This window comes from Roseibium sp. TrichSKD4, from assembly GCF_000148725.1.
Taxonomy (GTDB): domain Bacteria; phylum Pseudomonadota; class Alphaproteobacteria; order Rhizobiales; family Stappiaceae; genus Roseibium.
Map to the genome: position 1 here is coordinate 198,704 of NZ_GL476320.1, position 17,579 is coordinate 216,282.

22 protein-coding genes are annotated in these 17,579 nt (G+C 54.8%); 19 read left to right on the top strand and 3 right to left on the bottom strand.

The window, feature by feature from the left end; all coding sequences use genetic code 11:
- Positions 1–16: 16 nt before the first annotated feature.
- The 14 genes from TRICHSKD4_RS21510 to TRICHSKD4_RS21570 all read left to right on the top strand — a co-directional run bounded on the left by TRICHSKD4_RS21510 (position 17) and on the right by TRICHSKD4_RS21570 (position 10,180).
- Positions 17–406: an MAPEG family protein gene (locus TRICHSKD4_RS21510; protein WP_040617322.1), complete on the top strand. Its 390-nt coding sequence runs from the start codon at positions 17–19 to the stop codon at positions 404–406.
- Positions 407–410: 4 nt separating this feature from the next.
- The gene (locus TRICHSKD4_RS21515) at positions 411–725 is read left to right on the top strand and encodes a DUF2834 domain-containing protein (protein ID WP_009469080.1); all 315 of its coding nucleotides are present in this window, start codon (positions 411–413) and stop codon (positions 723–725) included.
- A gap of 473 nt (positions 726–1,198) precedes the next feature.
- Positions 1,199–3,577 carry a putative monovalent cation/H+ antiporter subunit A gene (locus TRICHSKD4_RS21520; RefSeq protein WP_009469082.1) on the top strand — a complete coding sequence of 793 codons (2,379 nt, stop codon included), beginning with the start codon at positions 1,199–1,201 and terminating at the stop codon, positions 3,575–3,577.
- The gene (locus tag TRICHSKD4_RS21525; protein ID WP_009469083.1) at positions 3,577–3,996 is read left to right on the top strand and encodes a Na+/H+ antiporter subunit B; all 420 of its coding nucleotides are present in this window, start codon (positions 3,577–3,579) and stop codon (positions 3,994–3,996) included. Before TRICHSKD4_RS21520 ends, TRICHSKD4_RS21525 begins: the two co-directional genes overlap by 1 nt.
- Positions 3,996–4,373, top strand: coding sequence for a Na+/H+ antiporter subunit C (locus TRICHSKD4_RS21530; protein WP_009469084.1), 378 nt, complete (start codon positions 3,996–3,998; stop codon positions 4,371–4,373). Before TRICHSKD4_RS21525 ends, TRICHSKD4_RS21530 begins: the two co-directional genes overlap by 1 nt.
- Before the next feature lie 6 nt (positions 4,374–4,379).
- Positions 4,380–5,969, top strand: a complete 1,590-nt coding sequence (locus TRICHSKD4_RS21535) for a Na+/H+ antiporter subunit D (protein WP_009469085.1) — start codon at positions 4,380–4,382, stop codon at positions 5,967–5,969.
- A complete protein-coding gene (locus TRICHSKD4_RS21540; protein ID WP_009469086.1) occupies positions 5,966–6,442 on the top strand; it encodes a Na+/H+ antiporter subunit E in 477 nt (158 codons plus the stop codon). Before TRICHSKD4_RS21535 ends, TRICHSKD4_RS21540 begins: the two co-directional genes overlap by 4 nt.
- A complete protein-coding gene (locus TRICHSKD4_RS21545) occupies positions 6,439–6,795 on the top strand; it encodes a cation:proton antiporter (protein WP_009469087.1) in 357 nt (118 codons plus the stop codon). The genes TRICHSKD4_RS21540 and TRICHSKD4_RS21545 overlap by 4 nt, the downstream gene beginning before the upstream one ends.
- The gene (gene mnhG / locus TRICHSKD4_RS21550; RefSeq protein ID WP_009469088.1) at positions 6,792–7,145 is read left to right on the top strand and encodes a monovalent cation/H(+) antiporter subunit G; all 354 of its coding nucleotides are present in this window, start codon (positions 6,792–6,794) and stop codon (positions 7,143–7,145) included. Before TRICHSKD4_RS21545 ends, mnhG begins: the two co-directional genes overlap by 4 nt.
- 416 nt (positions 7,146–7,561) lie before the next feature.
- Complete coding sequence (locus TRICHSKD4_RS21555; protein WP_009469089.1) at positions 7,562–7,978, top strand: MucR family transcriptional regulator; 417 nt, start codon at positions 7,562–7,564, stop codon at positions 7,976–7,978.
- Positions 7,979–8,091: 113 nt separating this feature from the next.
- Positions 8,092–8,727, top strand: coding sequence for a LysE family translocator (locus TRICHSKD4_RS21560; protein WP_009469090.1), 636 nt, complete (start codon positions 8,092–8,094; stop codon positions 8,725–8,727).
- 372 nt (positions 8,728–9,099) lie between these two features.
- Positions 9,100–9,279, top strand: a complete 180-nt coding sequence (locus TRICHSKD4_RS32435; protein WP_009469092.1) for a helix-turn-helix domain-containing protein — start codon at positions 9,100–9,102, stop codon at positions 9,277–9,279.
- A 103-nt stretch (positions 9,280–9,382) separates the two neighbouring features.
- Positions 9,383–9,517: a hypothetical protein gene (locus TRICHSKD4_RS32050; protein ID WP_009469093.1), complete on the top strand. Its 135-nt coding sequence runs from the start codon at positions 9,383–9,385 to the stop codon at positions 9,515–9,517.
- 9 nt (positions 9,518–9,526) lie between these two features.
- Complete coding sequence (locus TRICHSKD4_RS21570; RefSeq protein WP_009469094.1) at positions 9,527–10,180, top strand: DUF6456 domain-containing protein; 654 nt, start codon at positions 9,527–9,529, stop codon at positions 10,178–10,180.
- 44 nt (positions 10,181–10,224) lie between these two features.
- Here TRICHSKD4_RS21570 and TRICHSKD4_RS21575 read toward each other — a convergent pair whose 3' ends face one another.
- The gene (locus TRICHSKD4_RS21575; protein WP_009469095.1) at positions 10,225–10,659 is read right to left on the bottom strand and encodes a SufE family protein; all 435 of its coding nucleotides are present in this window, start codon (positions 10,657–10,659) and stop codon (positions 10,225–10,227) included.
- A gap of 266 nt (positions 10,660–10,925) precedes the next feature.
- Positions 10,926–11,411 (bottom strand): DUF5330 domain-containing protein, encoded by a 486-nt coding sequence (locus TRICHSKD4_RS28515; RefSeq protein ID WP_009469096.1) that lies wholly within the window; start codon positions 11,409–11,411, stop codon positions 10,926–10,928.
- A gap of 339 nt (positions 11,412–11,750) precedes the next feature.
- On the opposite strand from TRICHSKD4_RS28515, the gene TRICHSKD4_RS21590 reads away from it, so the two are divergent.
- The 3 genes from TRICHSKD4_RS21590 to TRICHSKD4_RS21600 all read left to right on the top strand — a co-directional run bounded on the left by TRICHSKD4_RS21590 (position 11,751) and on the right by TRICHSKD4_RS21600 (position 14,784).
- Positions 11,751–13,502: a PAS domain-containing protein gene (locus TRICHSKD4_RS21590; protein ID WP_139052248.1), complete on the top strand. Its 1,752-nt coding sequence runs from the start codon at positions 11,751–11,753 to the stop codon at positions 13,500–13,502.
- Between the two features lie 94 nt (positions 13,503–13,596).
- A complete protein-coding gene (locus TRICHSKD4_RS21595) occupies positions 13,597–14,364 on the top strand; it encodes a peptidoglycan-binding protein (protein ID WP_009469099.1) in 768 nt (255 codons plus the stop codon).
- A 45-nt stretch (positions 14,365–14,409) separates the two neighbouring features.
- A complete protein-coding gene (locus TRICHSKD4_RS21600; RefSeq protein ID WP_009469100.1) occupies positions 14,410–14,784 on the top strand; it encodes a DUF1491 family protein in 375 nt (124 codons plus the stop codon).
- Here TRICHSKD4_RS21600 and TRICHSKD4_RS21605 read toward each other — a convergent pair.
- Positions 14,779–15,930 carry a hypothetical protein gene (locus TRICHSKD4_RS21605; RefSeq protein ID WP_009469101.1) on the bottom strand — a complete coding sequence of 384 codons (1,152 nt, stop codon included), beginning with the start codon at positions 15,928–15,930 and terminating at the stop codon, positions 14,779–14,781. The two genes, TRICHSKD4_RS21600 and TRICHSKD4_RS21605, sit on opposite strands and share 6 nt — an antisense overlap.
- Before the next feature lie 204 nt (positions 15,931–16,134).
- On the opposite strand from TRICHSKD4_RS21605, the gene TRICHSKD4_RS29660 reads away from it, so the two are divergent.
- Positions 16,135–16,344 (top strand): hypothetical protein, encoded by a 210-nt coding sequence (locus TRICHSKD4_RS29660; RefSeq protein ID WP_009469102.1) that lies wholly within the window; start codon positions 16,135–16,137, stop codon positions 16,342–16,344.
- Positions 16,345–16,393: 49 nt separating this feature from the next.
- On the top strand, positions 16,394–17,365 hold the full coding sequence (locus TRICHSKD4_RS21610; protein WP_009469103.1) for a hypothetical protein: 972 nt from the start codon (positions 16,394–16,396) through the stop codon (positions 17,363–17,365).
- Positions 17,366–17,579: the final 214 nt, after the last annotated feature.

The following is a 17,579-nucleotide window of genomic DNA, read 5'->3' on the forward strand; positions in this document are numbered from 1 at the left end:
TCAATTGGTGAAACAGATGCTTATATGGGTTTTCCTCGTTCTCGGACTTTATTTTGTTCAAATATATGTGTCAGCTACCTTCATCACGCTCAAGGAGGGTCTACTCCGTCATTTTGGCCCGCGTGATATTATGCCCGAGCGCGGTGTTATCGGCGCGCGTGCGGAGCGTGCCCTGTTGAACATGAAGGAAAATCTGCCGTTTTTCTTCGTCCCGGCTCTTCTAAGTCTGTATGTGGAAGGAGCAGACTTCCAGCTGGCGATACTGGGCGCACAGCTATTCTTCTTTGGTCGGTCGGCATTTCTGATTCTTTACATAGCTGGTGTGCCTTGGCTGCGCTCTGTTGCCTACGCTGTGGCACTCTGCGGCAATATTTTGATGGTACTTGCGCTTTGGGAGAGCATTTAAGGCAATGCGGTTGAGCACATTTTATTTATGCATGGCCGTGGTTGGAACAGTTGTTCCTTGGGTGTTTTTTGCTTCGTTTTTTGCAAGCAAAGGTCTGGATATCCCGCTGTTCATCTTGTCACTCTTTGGAAATGCGGCCTCGGGCGGGTTCTCCGCAGATGTGTTGATTTCGATATTGGTGTTTTGGATCTGGTCTTTTGTCGATGCTCGGCAATTGGGCATTTCGCAGTGGTGGCTCGTGTTGCCAGCTGGCTGCTTTGTGGGCCTTTCGTGTGCCTTGCCGCTCTATCTCTATTTCAGGCAGAAGGTGGTTGCCTGACATTTGGAAATTCTGCCGCTTTTTCGAAACAGCACAGGTGGTTTGAGGCCGTGTGAATCGTGTGTTAGCGTTATGGCAATGCAGAGATGATCAGTGGTGTTTCGGGCTGTTTGGAACGCTGGATATTCCGTCTTTGCAGACGGGGGTGCAGCTGGTGTGGGGCTCAATCGCAAAAGAAGAGAAAAGTCGACTCAGTTGCAATTGAACAAGCAATGGTTGAAACCTATATGGCTCGGCAATGATAAAAATCTGAGGGCTTGGCAATGTTCACTAGTCTATTTTCCCATCAAATTAAAAAACCCACAGCAATTCATCTGGTTTTGATGGAAACGTTTTTCTAACGGTTGCGCATCTAATCTCTCAGCCGTTAAGTAAATACCATAACTCTTGTGCCTTCCAGTCTGGGTGCCGGGCGTAGAACTTCCTCAGTATTCGCCCATCGCCATCCTCACCGAACTTGAAATCGGATCAGCATGACGCAAGTGGCGATTGATACAACACTCCTCGCGATACTGGCCCCGTTTCTGGCCGCTGCCATCGCTCCCATCCTCACCCGTTATCTAAAGCACAATGCGGCCTGGCTGCTTGCTTTGGTTCCAGCATGGATATTCTGGCATTTTACCGGCTTCATCGCGCCGGTGTCTGAAGGGCAGTCCTTCATCGCAGCCAGATCCTGGGCGCCGATCTATCGGGTAGACTTCTCATTCTACATTGATGGTTTGGCGACGGTCTTCGCGCTGCTGATCTCCGGCATTGGAACTTTCATTATCCTCTATGCCGGCGGATACATGAAGGGCCACGCGCAGCAGGGGCGGTTCTTCTCGTTTTTGTTCCTGTTCATGGGCGCGATGCTGGGGCTGGTTCTCGGCAATAACCTCTTCACGCTGTTCATTTTCTGGGAGTTGACGTCCATCACGTCCTTCCTTTTGATCGGGTTCAATCATCTCAAGGCGAAATCGCGCCGTGCGGCCATTCAGGCGCTGGTTGTCACCGGTGGCGGCGGTCTTATCCTGCTGGCCGGGTTCGTGATGATCATTTCCGTCACGGGCGAAGTCTCCATGTCGGAGCTTTTGAAATCGCCGGATGTCATCCGCAACAGCGGATACTTTGTCCCGATTTTCTTCCTGATCCTTGGTGGTGCGTTCACCAAATCGGCTCAGTTCCCGTTTCACTTCTGGTTGCCCAACGCAATGGAAGCCCCCACTCCGGTGTCAGCGTTCCTGCACTCGGCCACCATGGTCAAAGCGGGTGTTTATCTCCTGATGCGCATGCATCCGATGCTGGGTGGAACAGATCTCTGGATGACCGTGCTGCCGGTCTTTGGTGGCGCAACTCTTCTCGTCGGCACGATCCTCGCAGTTCGCCAAACCGACTTGAAGCTCATGTTGGCCTACACGACCGTGGCATCGCTGGGCCTGTTGGTGATGCTGATCGGCACTAGCTATGAGCGTGCGCTTGAAGGTGCTGTGCTTTATCTGATCGCGCACTCACTGTTTAAAGGCGCGCTCTTCATGGTGGCTGGTACCATCGACCATGAAGCCGGAACGCGGGACGTTACCAAATTGGGTGGTCTGCGCGGTGCAATGCCGTTGACCTTCCTGTTTGCTTGCCTTGCTGCGCTCTCCATGTCCGGCCTGCCGCCGTTCATCGGCTTCATCGCCAAGGAAGTGCTGTATTACGGAACGTCCGGCGCACCGAGCGCAGCGGCTCTCCTGACTGTGACAGCCGTTGTCGGCAATGCGTTGATGCTTGTGATTGCAGCTGCCGTTGCCTTGAAGCCATTCCTCGGCCCAAAGGTTGAAACACCAAAAGCAGCACACGAAGGCCCGGTTATGCTTTGGGCGGGAGCAGCGTTCCTGTCGATCACGGGCCTTGTACTGGCTTTCACAACCCATTGGACCGGAGCTCAGCTGATTGGTCCGATGTTGTCGTCGCTGACCGGTACGCCAACCGAAGTTGAGCTGCATCTGGTGCCGCCTTACTTCATCGGCAACGTGGCCCTGATGCTCTCAATTGCAACAGTTGCACTCGGTGTTGTCTTGTTCTGGCAATTGGATCGCTTGCGGGCTTTGATTGCCGGTATACTGGTGGGCCCTTTGATGAATTGGGGTCCGGACAAGGGTTTCGATCAGGTCATTGCTGCCATTGTGTCTTTCGCCGCAGCTGCAACCCGGTTCCTGCAAAACGGCAAGATGCAGACCTACATGGCGTTGACCTTTGTTGTGACAGCCATCGCGGTTCTGCTGCCGGGTTATCTGTCGAACGGATGGCCCGCAGTGCCGAAAATGCCGCACTATCACTTCTATGAGTGGGGCATTTTCCTGATTGCCATCATGGGGCTCGGTGCAGTGCTGATCGCCAAGACCCGTCTGACGGCGATTGTCTCGCTCGGCATTCAGGGCTTCGCGGTTGCCATCATCTTCATGCTGTTTGGTGCGCCCGATCTGGCCTTCACGCAGTTGATGGTCGAAACCCTCTCGGTTGTAATTCTGGCTCTGGTCATGACTCGGTTGAAGCTGACACCGCGCGACCATCGCTCGGGTGCGGCGGCGCTTGTTACCGGCGTCATTGCGGTGGCTGTTGGGCTTGGCCTTGCGCTGACAATCATTGCGATCACGCAGCAGCCATTTGACCGCACGCTGTCCGACTTCTTCACCGAATATAGCCGCTCCATCGCCCATGGCCGCAATATTGTGAACGTGATCCTCGTCGACTTCCGCGGCATTGATACCTTGGGTGAAATCGCGGTGGTCACCTTGGCCGGGCTCTGTGTCCTTGCGCTGATCCGCGTGAGAACGCCGCGCCCAAAGGATGCTGATCCAGCTCCACTGAAAAATGAGGAGGCTGCCTGATGCGTACGGTTATCTTCCGCACTGTTGCGCCTTACCTCACAGCGCTCATGGTCCTGTTTTCCATCTTCGTGCTGTTGCGCGGACACAATGAGCCGGGTGGGGGCTTTATCGGCGGCCTGATCGCAGCCTCTGCACTTGCGATCTTCGGGATTGCTTGCGGCGTTGCATCCGTGCGCCGAGCCATCGTGTTCCACCCGATGAGCATTGCCGGGTTCGGCCTTTTGCTGGGGGCGGTATCGGCCCTGCCGTCACTGTTCAAAAAGCAGCCGTTCATGACCAGCCAGTGGCTTGAGTTCAAGTTCTTTGACGTGAATGTCGCGCTGTCGACACCGCTGTTTTTCGATATCGGCGTTTATCTAGTGGTTGTCGGAGCAATCAGCTCGATTGCGCTGGCCTTGGAAGAAAGGGAGAGCGACTGATGGAAACCGGTCTTGCGATTGTGATCGGCATATTCTTTGCCGTTTCAGTCTATCTCCTGCTCTCAAAGCAGCTTGTGCGGATGCTGATCGGTGTTGCGATCCTCGGCAACGCGGTAAACATGCTGATCTTCACCAACGGACGGCTGACCCGGGAAGTTCCACCGGTGATCCCGGCAGACCTCTACGTTCCGGCAGAAGTCACCGCGAACCCGTTGCCGCAAGCGTTGGTTCTGACCGCGATTGTGATTTCGTTCTCGTTCTTTGCCTTCCTGTTGGTGCTGGCCTTCCGCGCCTATCAGGAGCTTGGCACAGACGACGTCAACGAGATGCGCGTTGCCGAACCTTCAAACGACCCTCTTCCTCCGCAAGGATATTGATCTGATATGGCCGGTTCCTATCCTTCCGTAGACGTCGATTTTTCCCAAGCGTGGAACTTGACGCCCGTTTCCGCAGCCGACTGGCTGATCGTGGCCCCGGTTGTCATTTCCATGATCGGCGGCGCGGTGTGCCTCATGGCGCGCAAAAACACAGATGCCCAGCCAAAACTGGGTCTGATCTTCCTCGTTCTTCTCGTACTTGCCAGCGGCGGTTTGCTGCTGAGGGTTCTGGACAAGGGCGTCATCACCATGGTGATGGGTTCTTGGTTGCCGCCCTTCGGGATTGCGTTCACCGTTGATGCACTTGGCGCAACCTTGTGCTTGATCGCCTCTGTGGTTGCCCTGTGCGCCGGGATCCATGGCGCAGCCACGGTTGACAATACGGGGCGTCGCTACGGGTTCTACCCGTTCCTTTTGTTATTGATGACCGGTGTTTGTGGGGCGTTTTTGACCGGCGACATCTTCAACCTCTATGTCTGGTTTGAAGTGCTGCTCATCTCGTCCTATGGCTTGCTGGTTCTTGGCAACGAGCGTCCGCAGCTAGATGGTGCTGTCAAATACGGCATTTTGAACCTGATCGGCACCAACCTCTTCCTGATCGGAACGGGTTTGATTTACGGCGTGTTCGGCACGCTAAACATGGCCGACATTGCGATCAAAATCTCCGAGATGGATGCGCCCGCCAGCGGAACGCTGGCAACCATTGCCGCGCTTTATTTGCTGGCCTTTGCCATGAAGGCAGCTGCGTTTCCGGTCAATTTCTGGCTTCCAGCCTCCTATCACACGCCGAATATTGTGATTTCCGCTGTCTTCGCAGGCCTTTTGACGAAGGTGGGTGTCTACGCACTCCTGCGCATCTTCGTCCTGATCATGCCAGCTTCTCGCGAATATATGGCAGACCTGATCTCGGTCGTTGCCATCGGCACCATGATCGTCGGCGCACTTGGCGCGTTGGCGCAAAGTGAAGTCCGCAGGCTTCTGGGATATCTGGTGATTTGCGGCATCGGCTCCATGCTGGCCGGTCTTGCAATTGGCAGCACGGTGGCGATCTCCGGCGCGATTTTTTATGCCGTGCATTCGATCATTGTCATGACTGCGCTCTATATGGCCGCTGGCGTTATCTATCAGATGGCGGGGTCCTATGACCTTCGAAAACTGGGTGGCCTTTATGGAGCCAGCCCGGCATTTGCAGCGATCTTCCTCATCCTCGCCTTCGCCGTGTCCGGCCTGCCGCCGTTCTCCGGTTTCTGGCCAAAGGTCATGCTGGTTGAAGCTGCAATCAATGACAGCCGCGTCTGGTTGGCCGTTGCAATCCTGCTCAGCGGTTTCCTGACAACCATCGCCATGGGGCGAACGTGGATCTACGCATTTTGGCGGGGCGGTCCGGAAGGCACGGAAGACGGCAAGTCTGTCGCCCTGTCGCCGAAGACCTTGCCAATCCCTGCTGCATCATGGGTGCCGGTCTGCATGCTGACAGCGCTGGTCATTTATTTCGGCCTGCAGCCGGAGGGCATCATGCATCTGTCAGCCTATGGTTCAATCGGTCTCATTGATCCGCAGGGATATGTGAACTCAGTCTTCGGAGGTGCACAATGACCGGATTGTTCCTGATCAATGTCCTCCTGTCGCTGGCCTGGGGGGCGGTTACCGGTAGTTTTTCCGCCGTAAACCTGGTCTTCGGCTTCGTTTTGGGGACGGGCGCTCTTTATCTCATCCGCGAACAGGTTGGCACATCCGGGTACTTTTCGCGGGCAGGTAAAACGCTAAGCCTCGGAGCGCTGTTTATCTACGAGTTGATCCTGTCGTCCTGGCGGGTTGCCAAGATTGTGTTGCAGCCGAAAATCGAGCTGGAGCCGGGGATCATCGCCTATCCGCTGACCGTGGATCGTGATTTTGAAATCACCATGCTCGCCAATCTCATCACCTTGACCCCCGGAACCCTGTCCGTGGACGTGTCTGACGACAGAAAAACCCTTTTTGTTCACTGCATTGATGTTCCTGATCCCCAGGCCACTATCGACGAGATCAAAAACGGGTTTGAACGCAAGATCCTGGAGGCCTTCCGGTGACACCTCTTGAAACCTTCTCAGCCGACTTCCTTGATGCCTGTGTGCATATCGCGCTGGCTGTCTTGACCGTCAGCTTCATTTTGATTGCGATCCGGACAGTAAAGGGACCGACCTTGCCGGACAGGGTGGTGGCGCTCGATATGCTTGTCGCAGTCGGGATCGGCTTTCTGGCAACCTTCGGGGTTCTGACCTCATATTACCTTTATATTGATGTGGCCATCACACTTGGTCTCGTCGGCTTCCTCGCAACGGTTGCTTTTGCGCGCTTCATCCTGAACCGCGGCACAGCCGGAGACACGGCGATCATGAACGAAGTGGACGAGTCCATCGAACGCAGAAAGGCAGGACAATGATCGGAGCCTGGATGGATATCATTGTCGGCATCATGCTGGTGGTAGGAGCCGGTTTTGCCTTGGTCGCGTCAATTGGGATCTTGAGACTGCAAGACGTCTACATGCGCATGCATGCCGGATCAAAAGCAGGAACACTTGGATCTGGCGTAATGTTGCTGGCACTTGCCGTGCACGCATCTGACGGCGGTGTCGTGACCCGCGCCATTGCCGGTGTTATCTTCTTTCTGCTGACTGCGCCTGTCTCCGCCCATCTTCTGGCAACCGCCGCCTATCGAGTGGGGTACCGGCCATGTGCGTTGACGAAAAAAGATGCTTTCAAAGCCGAAGCTCGTCCGCAGGACAAGGACTGACGTTTTTCCGCCTCATTGTGCAGCCAGAGATTGACTTCTGGCTGAACGGCGAAGGGTGTCGAATCGTCTCCCGGCCGTCGAGTTTTATCCGCAAGATGAGTTGTGAGATGGTTGTTAAAAGACAGCTTTCTCTTGCGTTACATATACTTTTCCTAAAATGTGAAAAAACGCGGAAATACGACCAGTAATATTACAAAACTGCAGCCTTTAATTGAAAAACGATAGTAATTTACTGCTTTCAGGGGTTGTCTACGACGGTAACCCATCTTATAAGAAGCTTATCCGATACCTCGAAAGTAGAACATTTTTTGTATGTGGTGTGGTCAAGTATCGATTATTTACGGTACCTGCTGCGTCAAGAAGCTTTTTAGGGTTAGAGAGACAGAATTCTCGATTTAAAGAAGAATGGACCTGAAATGACGGAAAATCCGGTAGACGGCGCTCTGATTGAACTTACCTCCGATATCGTGTCTGCTTATGTCAGCAACAACACTGTGGCTTCAACAGACCTGCCGAACCTGATCAACGAAGTTTACGGCGCTCTGCAGCGCACCGCGACCGCTTCCCAAGAGCCGGAGCCGGAGCCGCTGAAGCCAGCCGTGCCGATCAAGAAGTCGGTCATGCCGGACTACATCATCTGCCTGGAAGACGGCAAGAAGTTCAAGTCGCTGAAGCGTCACCTGCGCACCCATTACGACATGACCCCGGACGAATACCGCGAGAAGTGGGAGCTTGGCCCGGATTATCCGATGGTTGCTCCTAACTACGCAGCTGCTCGTTCCGAGCTTGCAAAGAAAATGGGCCTCGGCCAGCAGCGCAAACGCGCTAAATAAGCCGTTACATGCTGCGTTCTTTCAACCGCCCGGATTTTCCGGGCGGTTTTTTGTTGGTTAGTGTAGATTGGAAAATCGCGTGAGGAAAAAGTCCGCCCCTTGAGGAGATCAAAATGCTTCAAGCCTATCTCGCAACTCTTGTTGGGTTGATTGCCATGCAGGTTGCGCCAGGCCCAAACCTTTTGGCGGTTGCTTCTGCAGGAATGGGGCAGGAACGTCGATCCGCGCTCCTGATCGCGCTTGGGGTCGCAAGTGGCGCAGCAATTTGGGTGTTCCTGGTTGCCATGGGAATTGGCGTTGCAGTCAAAAACCATCCGGAACTCCTCACTGTGCTCAAGTTTGCGGGCGGCGGGTATTTGATGTGGATCGGAGCAAGAGCATTTTTATCCGCACTCAAGGGCCAAAATACGCGCATAGCGCAGACAGAAGGGGCGTGTTCGGATTGGGTTTCTTGGCGCAGAGGGCTGTTTGTTGTCATGTCTAACCCCAAGGCCGCATTGGGTTGGGCCGCTATTGCCTCTTTCATGTTCGGGGCGGGGCTGACTGCGCTTCAGGTCGCAGCCTTTGCACCCCTTGCCGCATTAAGCGCAATCATGGTCTACGGCGGATATGCGCTTTTGTTTTCAACCGGCAGGGCAGTTCGCACCTACCAAAGGTTTTGGCGAGGGGTAGAGCTTGTGTTCGGGGGCGTCTTCGGTGCGATGGGGGCGAGCCTGCTTCTGGCCGGGGCGAGAGATTTGCGCCCATAAAGGTGCTGTAGCAGCTCTATTAAGAGAGCTGCTTGTCTACCTTGTTGCTGAATAACTATCTGAAAAACATTCAAAAACGATCGTGCCCAAAGGTGGTTTGGGCGAGCACGGTCGCGCGTGCGGCTGTGTGAAGTCGCGCTGTGCACCCTTAAGAATATAAGGAAACTTATGCTCAACCTAAAATTTTATGTTAGTATAATAGGAAAAATTACCTAGTCGTTTTGATGGATAGGGTGGAGTTTCAAAATGGCACCGCACCGGAAGGGGAAACAAAAAGCAGGTAACTGCTCCAGTTGTTATTCCGCTTTTGCGCAGTTGTTTGCCAATCGCATGGCGGCACATTTGCATATTGCCGAAGGGTAAGTCTCACGGGTGTTTTGCATTGAGCCAAACGAGTTTTACCGCGAGACGCGCGGGCGTCGTCAGGTTGTCGAGGCGCGCCACTTGGTGATGTATCTGGCCCATGTGGAACTCGGCTATCCCCTCAAGGATATCGGACATCGTTACCACCGCCACCGAAGCACCGCGGCCTATGCGTGCCGCGTCACCTAAAACCGCAGAGAAGATCCCGAATTCGATGATATGGTTTGCCAATTGGAGGCCATTATTTCCCTTCGCAACGACCCGTTGTTTATTGCTGTTTGAGAGGTTCTCGATGAAAAAACGTTTGCCCAAAGACTATCAATTGTTGTTTCGCCTCCTGAAAGCCCTGTCGGCAAGTGGAAAGCGGGTCGTGCCAGACCCGAGCGCACCGGAAGGTTGGTGGGTTCAATCCTCTGACGGTGTGTGAGGTCAGACCGTGCTGGACGATGGCCGAAGGTCAGATTATCTGAAAGGGGGCGAAGGCAATACATTTGCCTTGAGTGACACAGGCAAGAAGGCGCTCAGGCGGTATCTAGCGAGCGAAGGCGCATTTTTAAGCCAGCACCGCGAAATGAGTCGCGAGCATTATGACGGCATGGATGCGCCGCTAACCGTGAACCTCTCGGAGAGCCCGTTGGCGTGGCTGGCCAAACGCAAGGACAAGTCGGGGAAACCTCTTCTATCCAAGACCCAGATACTGGCGGGAGAACGGCTGCGGCAAGACTTTTCCTTTGCCTGCCTCATGCCTGACATGGCGGGTGGCTGGAAAGTGGAGCAGTCAGGCTTGCCACGCGGGGGTGGGAAGTCGTCCGGTGACTTGAATGACGACGTTATCGCCGCAAAGGACCGGGTTCAGCGGACACTCGACAGTCTTGAGCCGAAATGCGCGCGGGTTCTGGTGGATGTGTGCTGTTATCTAAAAGGGCTGGAGACTGTTGAGGCAGAACAGGGCTGGCCTGCGCGCTCTGCCAAGATCGTATTGCAGATCGCGCTGAACTCACTCGCTTTGAGTTACGGCATGATCATCCAGTCAAAACGGGCAGGTGGTCACATTTCGGTCTGGACGTCAGAGCCTGATCACCTTCAGTGAGCAACCCGCTGTCGGGAGTTCAGAAAAAGAAAGAGGGCGCCCTGTCAGGCGTCCTCAGACCGCAATGCGGCTTCTGCATCGGCGCGAATGCGGCCGATCATCGACTTGAGACCGTTTGACCGTTGTGGGGTCAGGTGCTCTTGCAGGCCGAGCTGATTGAAAATCGCATCAACATCCGTCGCCAGAACATCTTGCGCAGTCTTGCCAGAGAAAACAGCCAATGCAACGGCCACAAGCCCCTGAACGATTAGCGCGTCGCTGTCTCCGCGATAGGTCAAGACCGGAGCTTCACCACTGCGATCCACCTCCGTGACCAACCAGACTTGCGAAACACAGCCACGCACCTTGTTGGACTCGTTCTTTTCGTCGTCAGCAAGGCCGGGCAGCTCTTTGCCGAGATCGATCAGGTATTTGTAACGGTCTTCCCAGTCATCGAGAAAATCAAACGTTTCAACAATATCGTCGAGTGAAGTAGTCATGGTCGCTCATATCGGGATGATGTGGTCACACCCTTATACCTAGGGGCCTCGATTGCGCAAATCGAGGATAAAAAGCACTTGGAGGATGAATGGGGAAAGAAAAATCGCCGCAGGTGATAATGGGCAGCAACACACCTGCGGCGTGCGGAACAATCCGCATAAGTTAAACCGTCATTCAGACCTTCAAACTTTCGTCGTCCAATCTGCTCAAGCGGGCGCAAAGTTGCTCAGGGTTCAGGTTCTTGAGCCCTTCGCAACAGGGACGCTCACGTACGGTGACGTGAACGCGGGTTTGGGCGGGGAACCGCACCAAGTAGTGCCTCCGGTTCTGGGGCAACCTCGGGACGATCCGCCACACTCACTGCGGGGCCGCCATTTGTCTTATATGCGTCGAACACAGGCGACGCGGATGTGGAGCCGGTTGTCAGCGGGGCGTCAACGCTTTCGATCGCGACAACGCTGGGCACATTTGCCTCGTGTGGCTCTGTGACCTGATCATCCAAAAACTCATACACGATCCGAGCACCGTCGCGGGCTTGCGCGCCAATCGCTGTCAGCGCTTCACCACCTGTCTTGCAAGCACCTGGGTTGCGTGTGCAAAAGCCGCCCATATCCGCCACTGCGGCATGAGCTGCAAAATAGGCTGCAACGGGATCAACCGATTCAAAATGTGAGTCGTCTCGGTCGGACCCAAGCGGGATGAGAACCAGAACAAGCGTGATCCAGAACGTCGTACGTAGGAGAAAAAACATCTTTGCTACCCTGTTCAGTTTTTTCTATCTGCCCAATTTGTCCGGGCTATCTTTGTCTATGGAGGGCAATCTAGCAGGCAGGTTCAAAGACCGCGTTGAAGTGGAAGCGCAGATTTTCTTCAAATTAATCAGGTGTTTGAAGAAAATTTTCGATGAAATTGATTCAAATTGTAACTATCGGGAAAAATGCCAGTTTTTCCCATGCGTTATCGGCATCACGGCCCATGATGTTTCGCGTAATGTCGGCACTATCCTTTATCGTTCTTTAAGTGGTCGATGCGAAAAATGTTCGTGAAAGTAATTGTGGTGTGAATCGCCCTTAGGGCGCGGTAGTAAGCGTTGCGTATAAAGAACCAAAAATTACAGGCCGTCTTTCAGGAGGCCCTTGGGCTTCTGAACACGATGGTTCATCCCAACTGGGCAAACGATCATCTGGAAGCACCCAGGCACCGGGCCTTTCTGGCCGTGGCTCTGGTCACCGGAGTTTTGTCGCTTGTCTTTCTGCCTTTGCATCTGGCCTTGTTTGGCCCGACGCCCTTGCCCCTCGTCCTGTTGATCAGTTGGATGTTGGCGCAGTGGCCGCTTGCCCACTATCTCAGCCAAACGGGTCGGTTGGACAGGGCTTACGGCCTGTCTGCATTTTGCTTCGCTGCTTTTTTAGGGGCGATGGCTTATGTCACCGGAGGCCCAGCTTCGTTTGCGATGATCTGGCTGGCAGTGGTTCCGCTCGAGGCTGCCCTGTCAGGCTCACGCCGTATGGTGCTCACCGCTTCGCTCGCCTGCGCTGTCGTGGTCGGGGTTCTATACGCAGTTGCTCCCGCAAGCACGGCTACCAATTTTTCTGATCCGTTCTTGATGACGGTCTCCGGGATTGCTGCTCTTCTTTATACAGGCGGTTTGTGTGCCCGACTTGTCGCTGACATGAAGCGCATGAAAACCCGGTTGGAAACACGCGAAGATGAAACGCGGCTTTTGAATCAGGGAACCGGCAATCTCGTGCTTCGTTGCTGCGAAAGCGGCGGGACGCATTTCGTCGGCGGAAACCCGGAGCGGTTTTTAGGGACAACCAAGCGCCAGCTGCGTGGAAACTGGCTGTTTCAGCGCATCCATGTCGCCGATCGTCCGGCCTACTTGCAGGAACTGTCAGAAGCGCGCGCTGGATCAACCAGTCGCCGGTCTGAATTCCGCTTGCGCCACGGTGCGAATGAGCCGGGTGATGAAGGAACCGCAGATTACATATGGGTATCTGCGGAAGCGCAGCCGACCCGCGCCCGAGATAACAAAGGTGATGCAGGTCTTCTGCTGTGCCTTTCCAACATCACCGAACGCAAGGAAGCAGATCAGGATCATGATCTGGCCTGTACAGCCATTCAGGAAGAACTTCACCGCAAAAATGGCCTTGTCGCAGCTGCTGGTGTTCAGTTGCGCGGTCCGGCAGAGAACTTTGTCAAACTGGGCAATCTCCTGAACGCCATGCCGGAAACGCGTCACGAGGGGGCGGAGCGCACGCGCGCTGTCGTGGATGAACTGATGCGCACCGGACGTCAGTTGATGCAAACAGTGGATGGGCTTGAAGAAACCGCAGCGCTTGATGCCGGACTTCGATCGCTCGATATCACGGCCATTGATCTTCAAGAGGCTCTGGAAATTGTTGGTGCTGAAATGCAGCCACTGGCAGACAGTGTTAGTGTGGCTTTGTCAATGTCCATGCCGCATTGCCGCACGACAATTCCGGCAGACCGAAAGGTCATCCATAACCTCTTGATCCAGTCTTTCCGCGCCATGTTGGACAATGCTGCCGACGGTGATCAAATCTCGCTGACAGCCTCTCGCGGTCGTGGGGCCGTGGAACTGACCCTGCAGATGAGCGTGCTGGCGGAAAACGACAATCGGAATGAAAGTCAGGAAAACGCGTTCCGGTTTACGATGGTTGAACATTTATGCGCCATGCAGGGCGGCGTCACAGAAAGCCATGTTGAGCCGAATGGCGAATGCCGCTTGATGTTGCGCCTACCATGTGCAGCCCCGGTTTCAGGGTATTCTGAGCCGGAAAAACAAGACAAAACACCTCCAGCGCGCAGGATTGCATAAGGCTTGAGAGCCTGCGCAACCATGCGTGCGACGAAAAACTGATGTGGGAACCAGACCGTAGAGTTTGGTAAGATTATAGAACAAAGGACGGCGAATGCCGCGGAGCCGAGGTCAAAAAAAGGTTCAGAAACCTGAAGGTCTGGTCGACAAGGCCGGGGGCTTTGCGCGCGACAATCCAGTTGCGGCAGGCGGCGCTCTTGTCATGGCCTTGACCGGAACCTTGATCATTGCCAACGCACTTGGCCTGCAATCCGGCATGCATCCAGCACCGCTTTTTGCCACCCGCAACATCGATACGCAGCCACAATTGCAACCGGATGAAACCGTGCCAGTGCAGCAGATGTCGCCTCTGGTGCTGGATCTTCAGCTGGAGCTGCGCAATCAGGGCCTTTATGAAGGTCCGCTTGATGGCATGAACGGTCCGGCAACGGAACGCGCGATCCGCCTGGCGGAACGCAAGCTTGGCAAACTGGAGACCGGCGAGCCGACCGAAGCACTTTTGGCCATTTTGTCGCTGAATAAATCCGCTCCCACAACGGTTCCGTCAACGACACCTGAGCCTGTTCTGGGAGATGTTCCGGTGCCGCGCCCCAAGCCGCGTCAGCAGGTCGGAACGCTCGACAATGATTTTGGCGCACCGCCAGCAGAACTTCCTGTCCGAGATGCGCGTCTTGCAAACATTCAACGGTTATTGGCCGATCTTGGCTACGGGCCCCTTGCCGCTGACGGCGTGATGGGGGAAAACACATCTATTGCAATCCGGCGGTTTGAGCTGGATCGCGGCTTGCCATTGACCGGAGAACCGAGCCCGGATGTGATCCAGCGCCTTGAAAAGGTCAGCGGGCAGCGCATCAGCGGGTGAGAAACCCGGATTGCCCCTTTTCATGGCTGACAAACCGGAAACGTCATGCGCGTTACATCTGATTTTTACGTCACAGCTTTGGTCCGGCGGATCTTTTCCGAAGGCGGGTTTGCGGCGATCTCCAAGCGGGGAGCGCCGGAAGCCGGTGCTGTTTTTGTGCTCGTTGATCGACTGGATGGAGAGTTTGATCTTTATGGACCGGCTCCGCAGGCGTTTTTCATGGAGCCTAAAGATGGACGCTTGTTTGAGCGCGTTTTGAGCGCAGCTGACAAGGAGACGGTGCTTTCGCGCCTAGCGAGCGAAGATCGGATGGATCCAGATTATTGGCTGGTCGATGTGGAAGCCAGAGGCGGTGCAATCGATCTGCCACTGGCGGACGATGAGGCCGATCAAGAAAGGCCTCAGTGGCCACCGTTATGATCCAGTAAAGCCCGCTCTGCGCCCGAATGGCTTTTGAGCGGCCGATGCAGCTTCGGTAGCTGCAGGCGTCTCAGACAGACTGATTTTCTTTTCTGCATCTGTGTGGATGGGCTGATGGCCTTTTGCAGGCTGGGCTGCAGGCTTCTTGCGCTCAATCGACCAGTGGCCGACCAGAATTTGGGAGGCGCTCAAGCTGATATTCCGGAATAGGGTAAAGACCGGACGGAGCTGCAAAAGCCCGCGGCGCTGACCCAGAGTCCGAATGATAATCGTTGTCGCTTCTTCTTCCGTAAAGCCTTGAGACCTCAAGACAATCGCGAGACTGTCACCATTGTCCTCATCGATGATCTGCGTAATCGTTTCAGGGGCGAGCTGCATCGTTTGCCCGAGAACTTTTACGGCGTTGAATGGATTTTCGCTGAGGACGGTCGTGAGGATAATCTCAACCAGATCTTCATCGCGAGGAACTGAAGGAACCGAGGCAAGGTTGCCGTTGGTCTGTCCGACAATGGCGGACATTTCGGCAGCTGCAATGGCTTTGCCGCGCAGCTTCTTGTCCAGCGAAAAGAAGTCCGTCATCAGCTTGTCGGGGGTCTGCTTTGTTTCGCGGGTGATGTTCTCGACATAGACCTTGCCGTCATCTCCCGGCTTGACCACCGGTTTAGGCTTTTTGATGAAACGGGAGATACCGGGGCGGGCAAGGAGGCGTTGAACGACATTTTCCCCGCCATGGCGGCAAATGCCCTCCACAATTTCAACCGTCAGAACTGGCCGTTCTCCGATGGCCTGACGCAGACTGTCCGGGCCGCGCACAATGATTTCCTCAAGAATTTTCATCGGAATGTCATCGGCAAACCGGAGGACGGAATAGGCTGTCAAAGGGTCAGCATCGAGCGCCAGCATTTCAAGAAGCGGCAATGGGCTCTGCTTGTGCCGAGCCAGCAAGCTGGAGATGCGTCGCCTGTCACTCAGTTTGGTTTTGGGCAGAAGATTGAGCGCAAGCTCGGTGAAAACCCGTGTGTCTTCAGGGGCATGGTGCGTCCTGCTGACAAACAGTTCACAGGCGGAAAGCAGAACGCCACGGTCCGTTTCAGGCGCGCTGATATTGGAGGCGTTGGTCGCTTTGGATGTGGTGTCGGGTTGCACGAGCAGGCTCATAATTCTTGTACACGAAAAACTGAGTGAACCGGTGCCAAAGGGCACTTCGGCAAGATGGGGGAAAACCGTTAGCAACCTATTAACCCTGATGAAGGCTTAATATCTTTCGTAGAAGTCGAAGTATTGCGTCGCCCGTTGAAACCGGACCCCGTTTTTGAAAGAGCGCGGTTTGGAAAACCAAAGGAGAGAACGATGGGTACTTTACTGGATTTTGCATCCGCACCCAGACCCTCATCCCGTCTGACCCGGACCACCAGACCGGTCGGACGTAGCGCATCGGCACCCGCAGGAGAGGTTGTGATCTTTCCAGGTGTGCGCTACGAGCGCAACGAACTTGATTTGGCAGCGAGAATCGGGACGATCAGTAAAACGGCCAAACCAGCCCGTTCTGAAGCTGATTGACGTTTCGGGCTGGACCTGCCGATCCCGAGGATCCGTGGAGACCAGCCACATGGGCGCAAACCCGAATGCCAATGCCAAGGCAGATCAAAATGGCAGCCCGCTGTGGCGCCGACTTGGTCGGGCATATGCGCCAATGGTCTTGCCAGTGCTTGCGGTCGCCATTCTGACCGGCTGCACACGTCCCACCGGGGACTTTAACCGGGCTGAACCCTCTGTGATCCATGACACGATCATGCCGGCAATGGGGGAACAGGCTGCCAGACTGCGCGGCGACCCGGTATCCAAATTCAACATGACCAATGACGAAAAGCTATTGCGCGATCGTGCTTGGGCCTTGATCCGACCGCCTTGGGTGGAAGACTGGATCGGCGGCACGATTGTGGAGCTATCACGCACCCGGGCCTTGCCTGAGTTGGAGGGGCGGGTTCCGGTTGACCTCTATTACACGTTCCTCAGGACAGACAAATTCCGCTCCAGTGATGCGCGTTATGACCGGATCGCCTCGGACGCAAACGGTGATGCCGAACTCGTGCCACCATTTTGCGTGATTGCAACACGAGTTCGCAAGGCAGACCAGGAACGCCTGCGGGTTTTGGAAAACAAAAAGCTCACAACCTCTGAACTTTATGACGGTGCGAAGGCGCGGGTTTGGGAAAACCGGGTCACGATCCGCTGGGTCGGGCAGGCGCTACGTTATCGGATCAAAGCCTACAAGACAGCGCTGGACAGTCTGGAAATAGAAACCCCCACTGGTGACCGATTGTGGCAGGTCAACACGGCCATCCGCAAATGGAAGGGCAGGTGCGTTTGGCTGAAAAGGGCTGCGATGTCGGCGGTACAGCGCCGAGCGCAGAACCGGTCCGTCGCTCTCGCATCTATGAAAACTGGGGCACGGAACGCCCGACGACCCAAAAATAGTCTAAGCTTCCTAACTATTGCCAATAGCAGCAGTAAAAACCGCCGTTTTCCAGTCTCGCTGAAAAACGGCGGTAAGGGAGATCAGTCTTATGCAGGAAATTGAATTGCGGTGGCAATCCGAACGTTTGGAACCAGTAATCGAACAGGGAGATGCAGGTGGCGGCCCGCTACAGTTTGTATGTTCTCCTGGCGCTCCAACTGTTCACAGGCGACTGGTCATGACCGTATCTGCGAAGTCACGACACTAAAACTATGATCCAGCCTCACATTCTTTGAAAGGTCGTAAAAACCCTTAATATTTATAAGCATTGTAAAAA

Bases quoted from the DNA above. Each gene is read 5' to 3' on its own strand.
- TRICHSKD4_RS21510 (WP_040617322.1), top strand. From the start codon at position 17: ATGCTTATATGGGTTTTCCTCGTTCTCGGACTTTATTTTGTTCAAATA.
- TRICHSKD4_RS21515 (WP_009469080.1), top strand. From the start codon at position 411: ATGCGGTTGAGCACATTTTATTTATGCATGGCCGTGGTTGGAACAGTT.
- TRICHSKD4_RS21520 (WP_009469082.1), top strand. From the start codon at position 1,199: ATGACGCAAGTGGCGATTGATACAACACTCCTCGCGATACTGGCCCCG.
- TRICHSKD4_RS21525 (WP_009469083.1), top strand. From the start codon at position 3,577: ATGCGTACGGTTATCTTCCGCACTGTTGCGCCTTACCTCACAGCGCTC.
- TRICHSKD4_RS21530 (WP_009469084.1), top strand. From the start codon at position 3,996: ATGGAAACCGGTCTTGCGATTGTGATCGGCATATTCTTTGCCGTTTCA.
- TRICHSKD4_RS21535 (WP_009469085.1), top strand. From the start codon at position 4,380: ATGGCCGGTTCCTATCCTTCCGTAGACGTCGATTTTTCCCAAGCGTGG.
- TRICHSKD4_RS21540 (WP_009469086.1), top strand. From the start codon at position 5,966: ATGACCGGATTGTTCCTGATCAATGTCCTCCTGTCGCTGGCCTGGGGG.
- mnhG (WP_009469088.1), top strand. From the start codon at position 6,792: ATGATCGGAGCCTGGATGGATATCATTGTCGGCATCATGCTGGTGGTA.
- TRICHSKD4_RS21555 (WP_009469089.1), top strand. From the start codon at position 7,562: ATGACGGAAAATCCGGTAGACGGCGCTCTGATTGAACTTACCTCCGAT.
- TRICHSKD4_RS21560 (WP_009469090.1), top strand. From the start codon at position 8,092: ATGCTTCAAGCCTATCTCGCAACTCTTGTTGGGTTGATTGCCATGCAG.
- TRICHSKD4_RS32050 (WP_009469093.1), top strand. From the start codon at position 9,383: ATGAAAAAACGTTTGCCCAAAGACTATCAATTGTTGTTTCGCCTCCTG.
- TRICHSKD4_RS21575 (WP_009469095.1), bottom strand. From the start codon at position 10,659: ATGACTACTTCACTCGACGATATTGTTGAAACGTTTGATTTTCTCGAT.
- TRICHSKD4_RS28515 (WP_009469096.1), bottom strand. From the start codon at position 11,411: ATGTTTTTTCTCCTACGTACGACGTTCTGGATCACGCTTGTTCTGGTT.
- TRICHSKD4_RS21595 (WP_009469099.1), top strand. From the start codon at position 13,597: ATGCCGCGGAGCCGAGGTCAAAAAAAGGTTCAGAAACCTGAAGGTCTG.
- TRICHSKD4_RS21600 (WP_009469100.1), top strand. From the start codon at position 14,410: ATGCGCGTTACATCTGATTTTTACGTCACAGCTTTGGTCCGGCGGATC.
- TRICHSKD4_RS29660 (WP_009469102.1), top strand. From the start codon at position 16,135: ATGGGTACTTTACTGGATTTTGCATCCGCACCCAGACCCTCATCCCGT.
- TRICHSKD4_RS21610 (WP_009469103.1), top strand. From the start codon at position 16,394: ATGGGCGCAAACCCGAATGCCAATGCCAAGGCAGATCAAAATGGCAGC.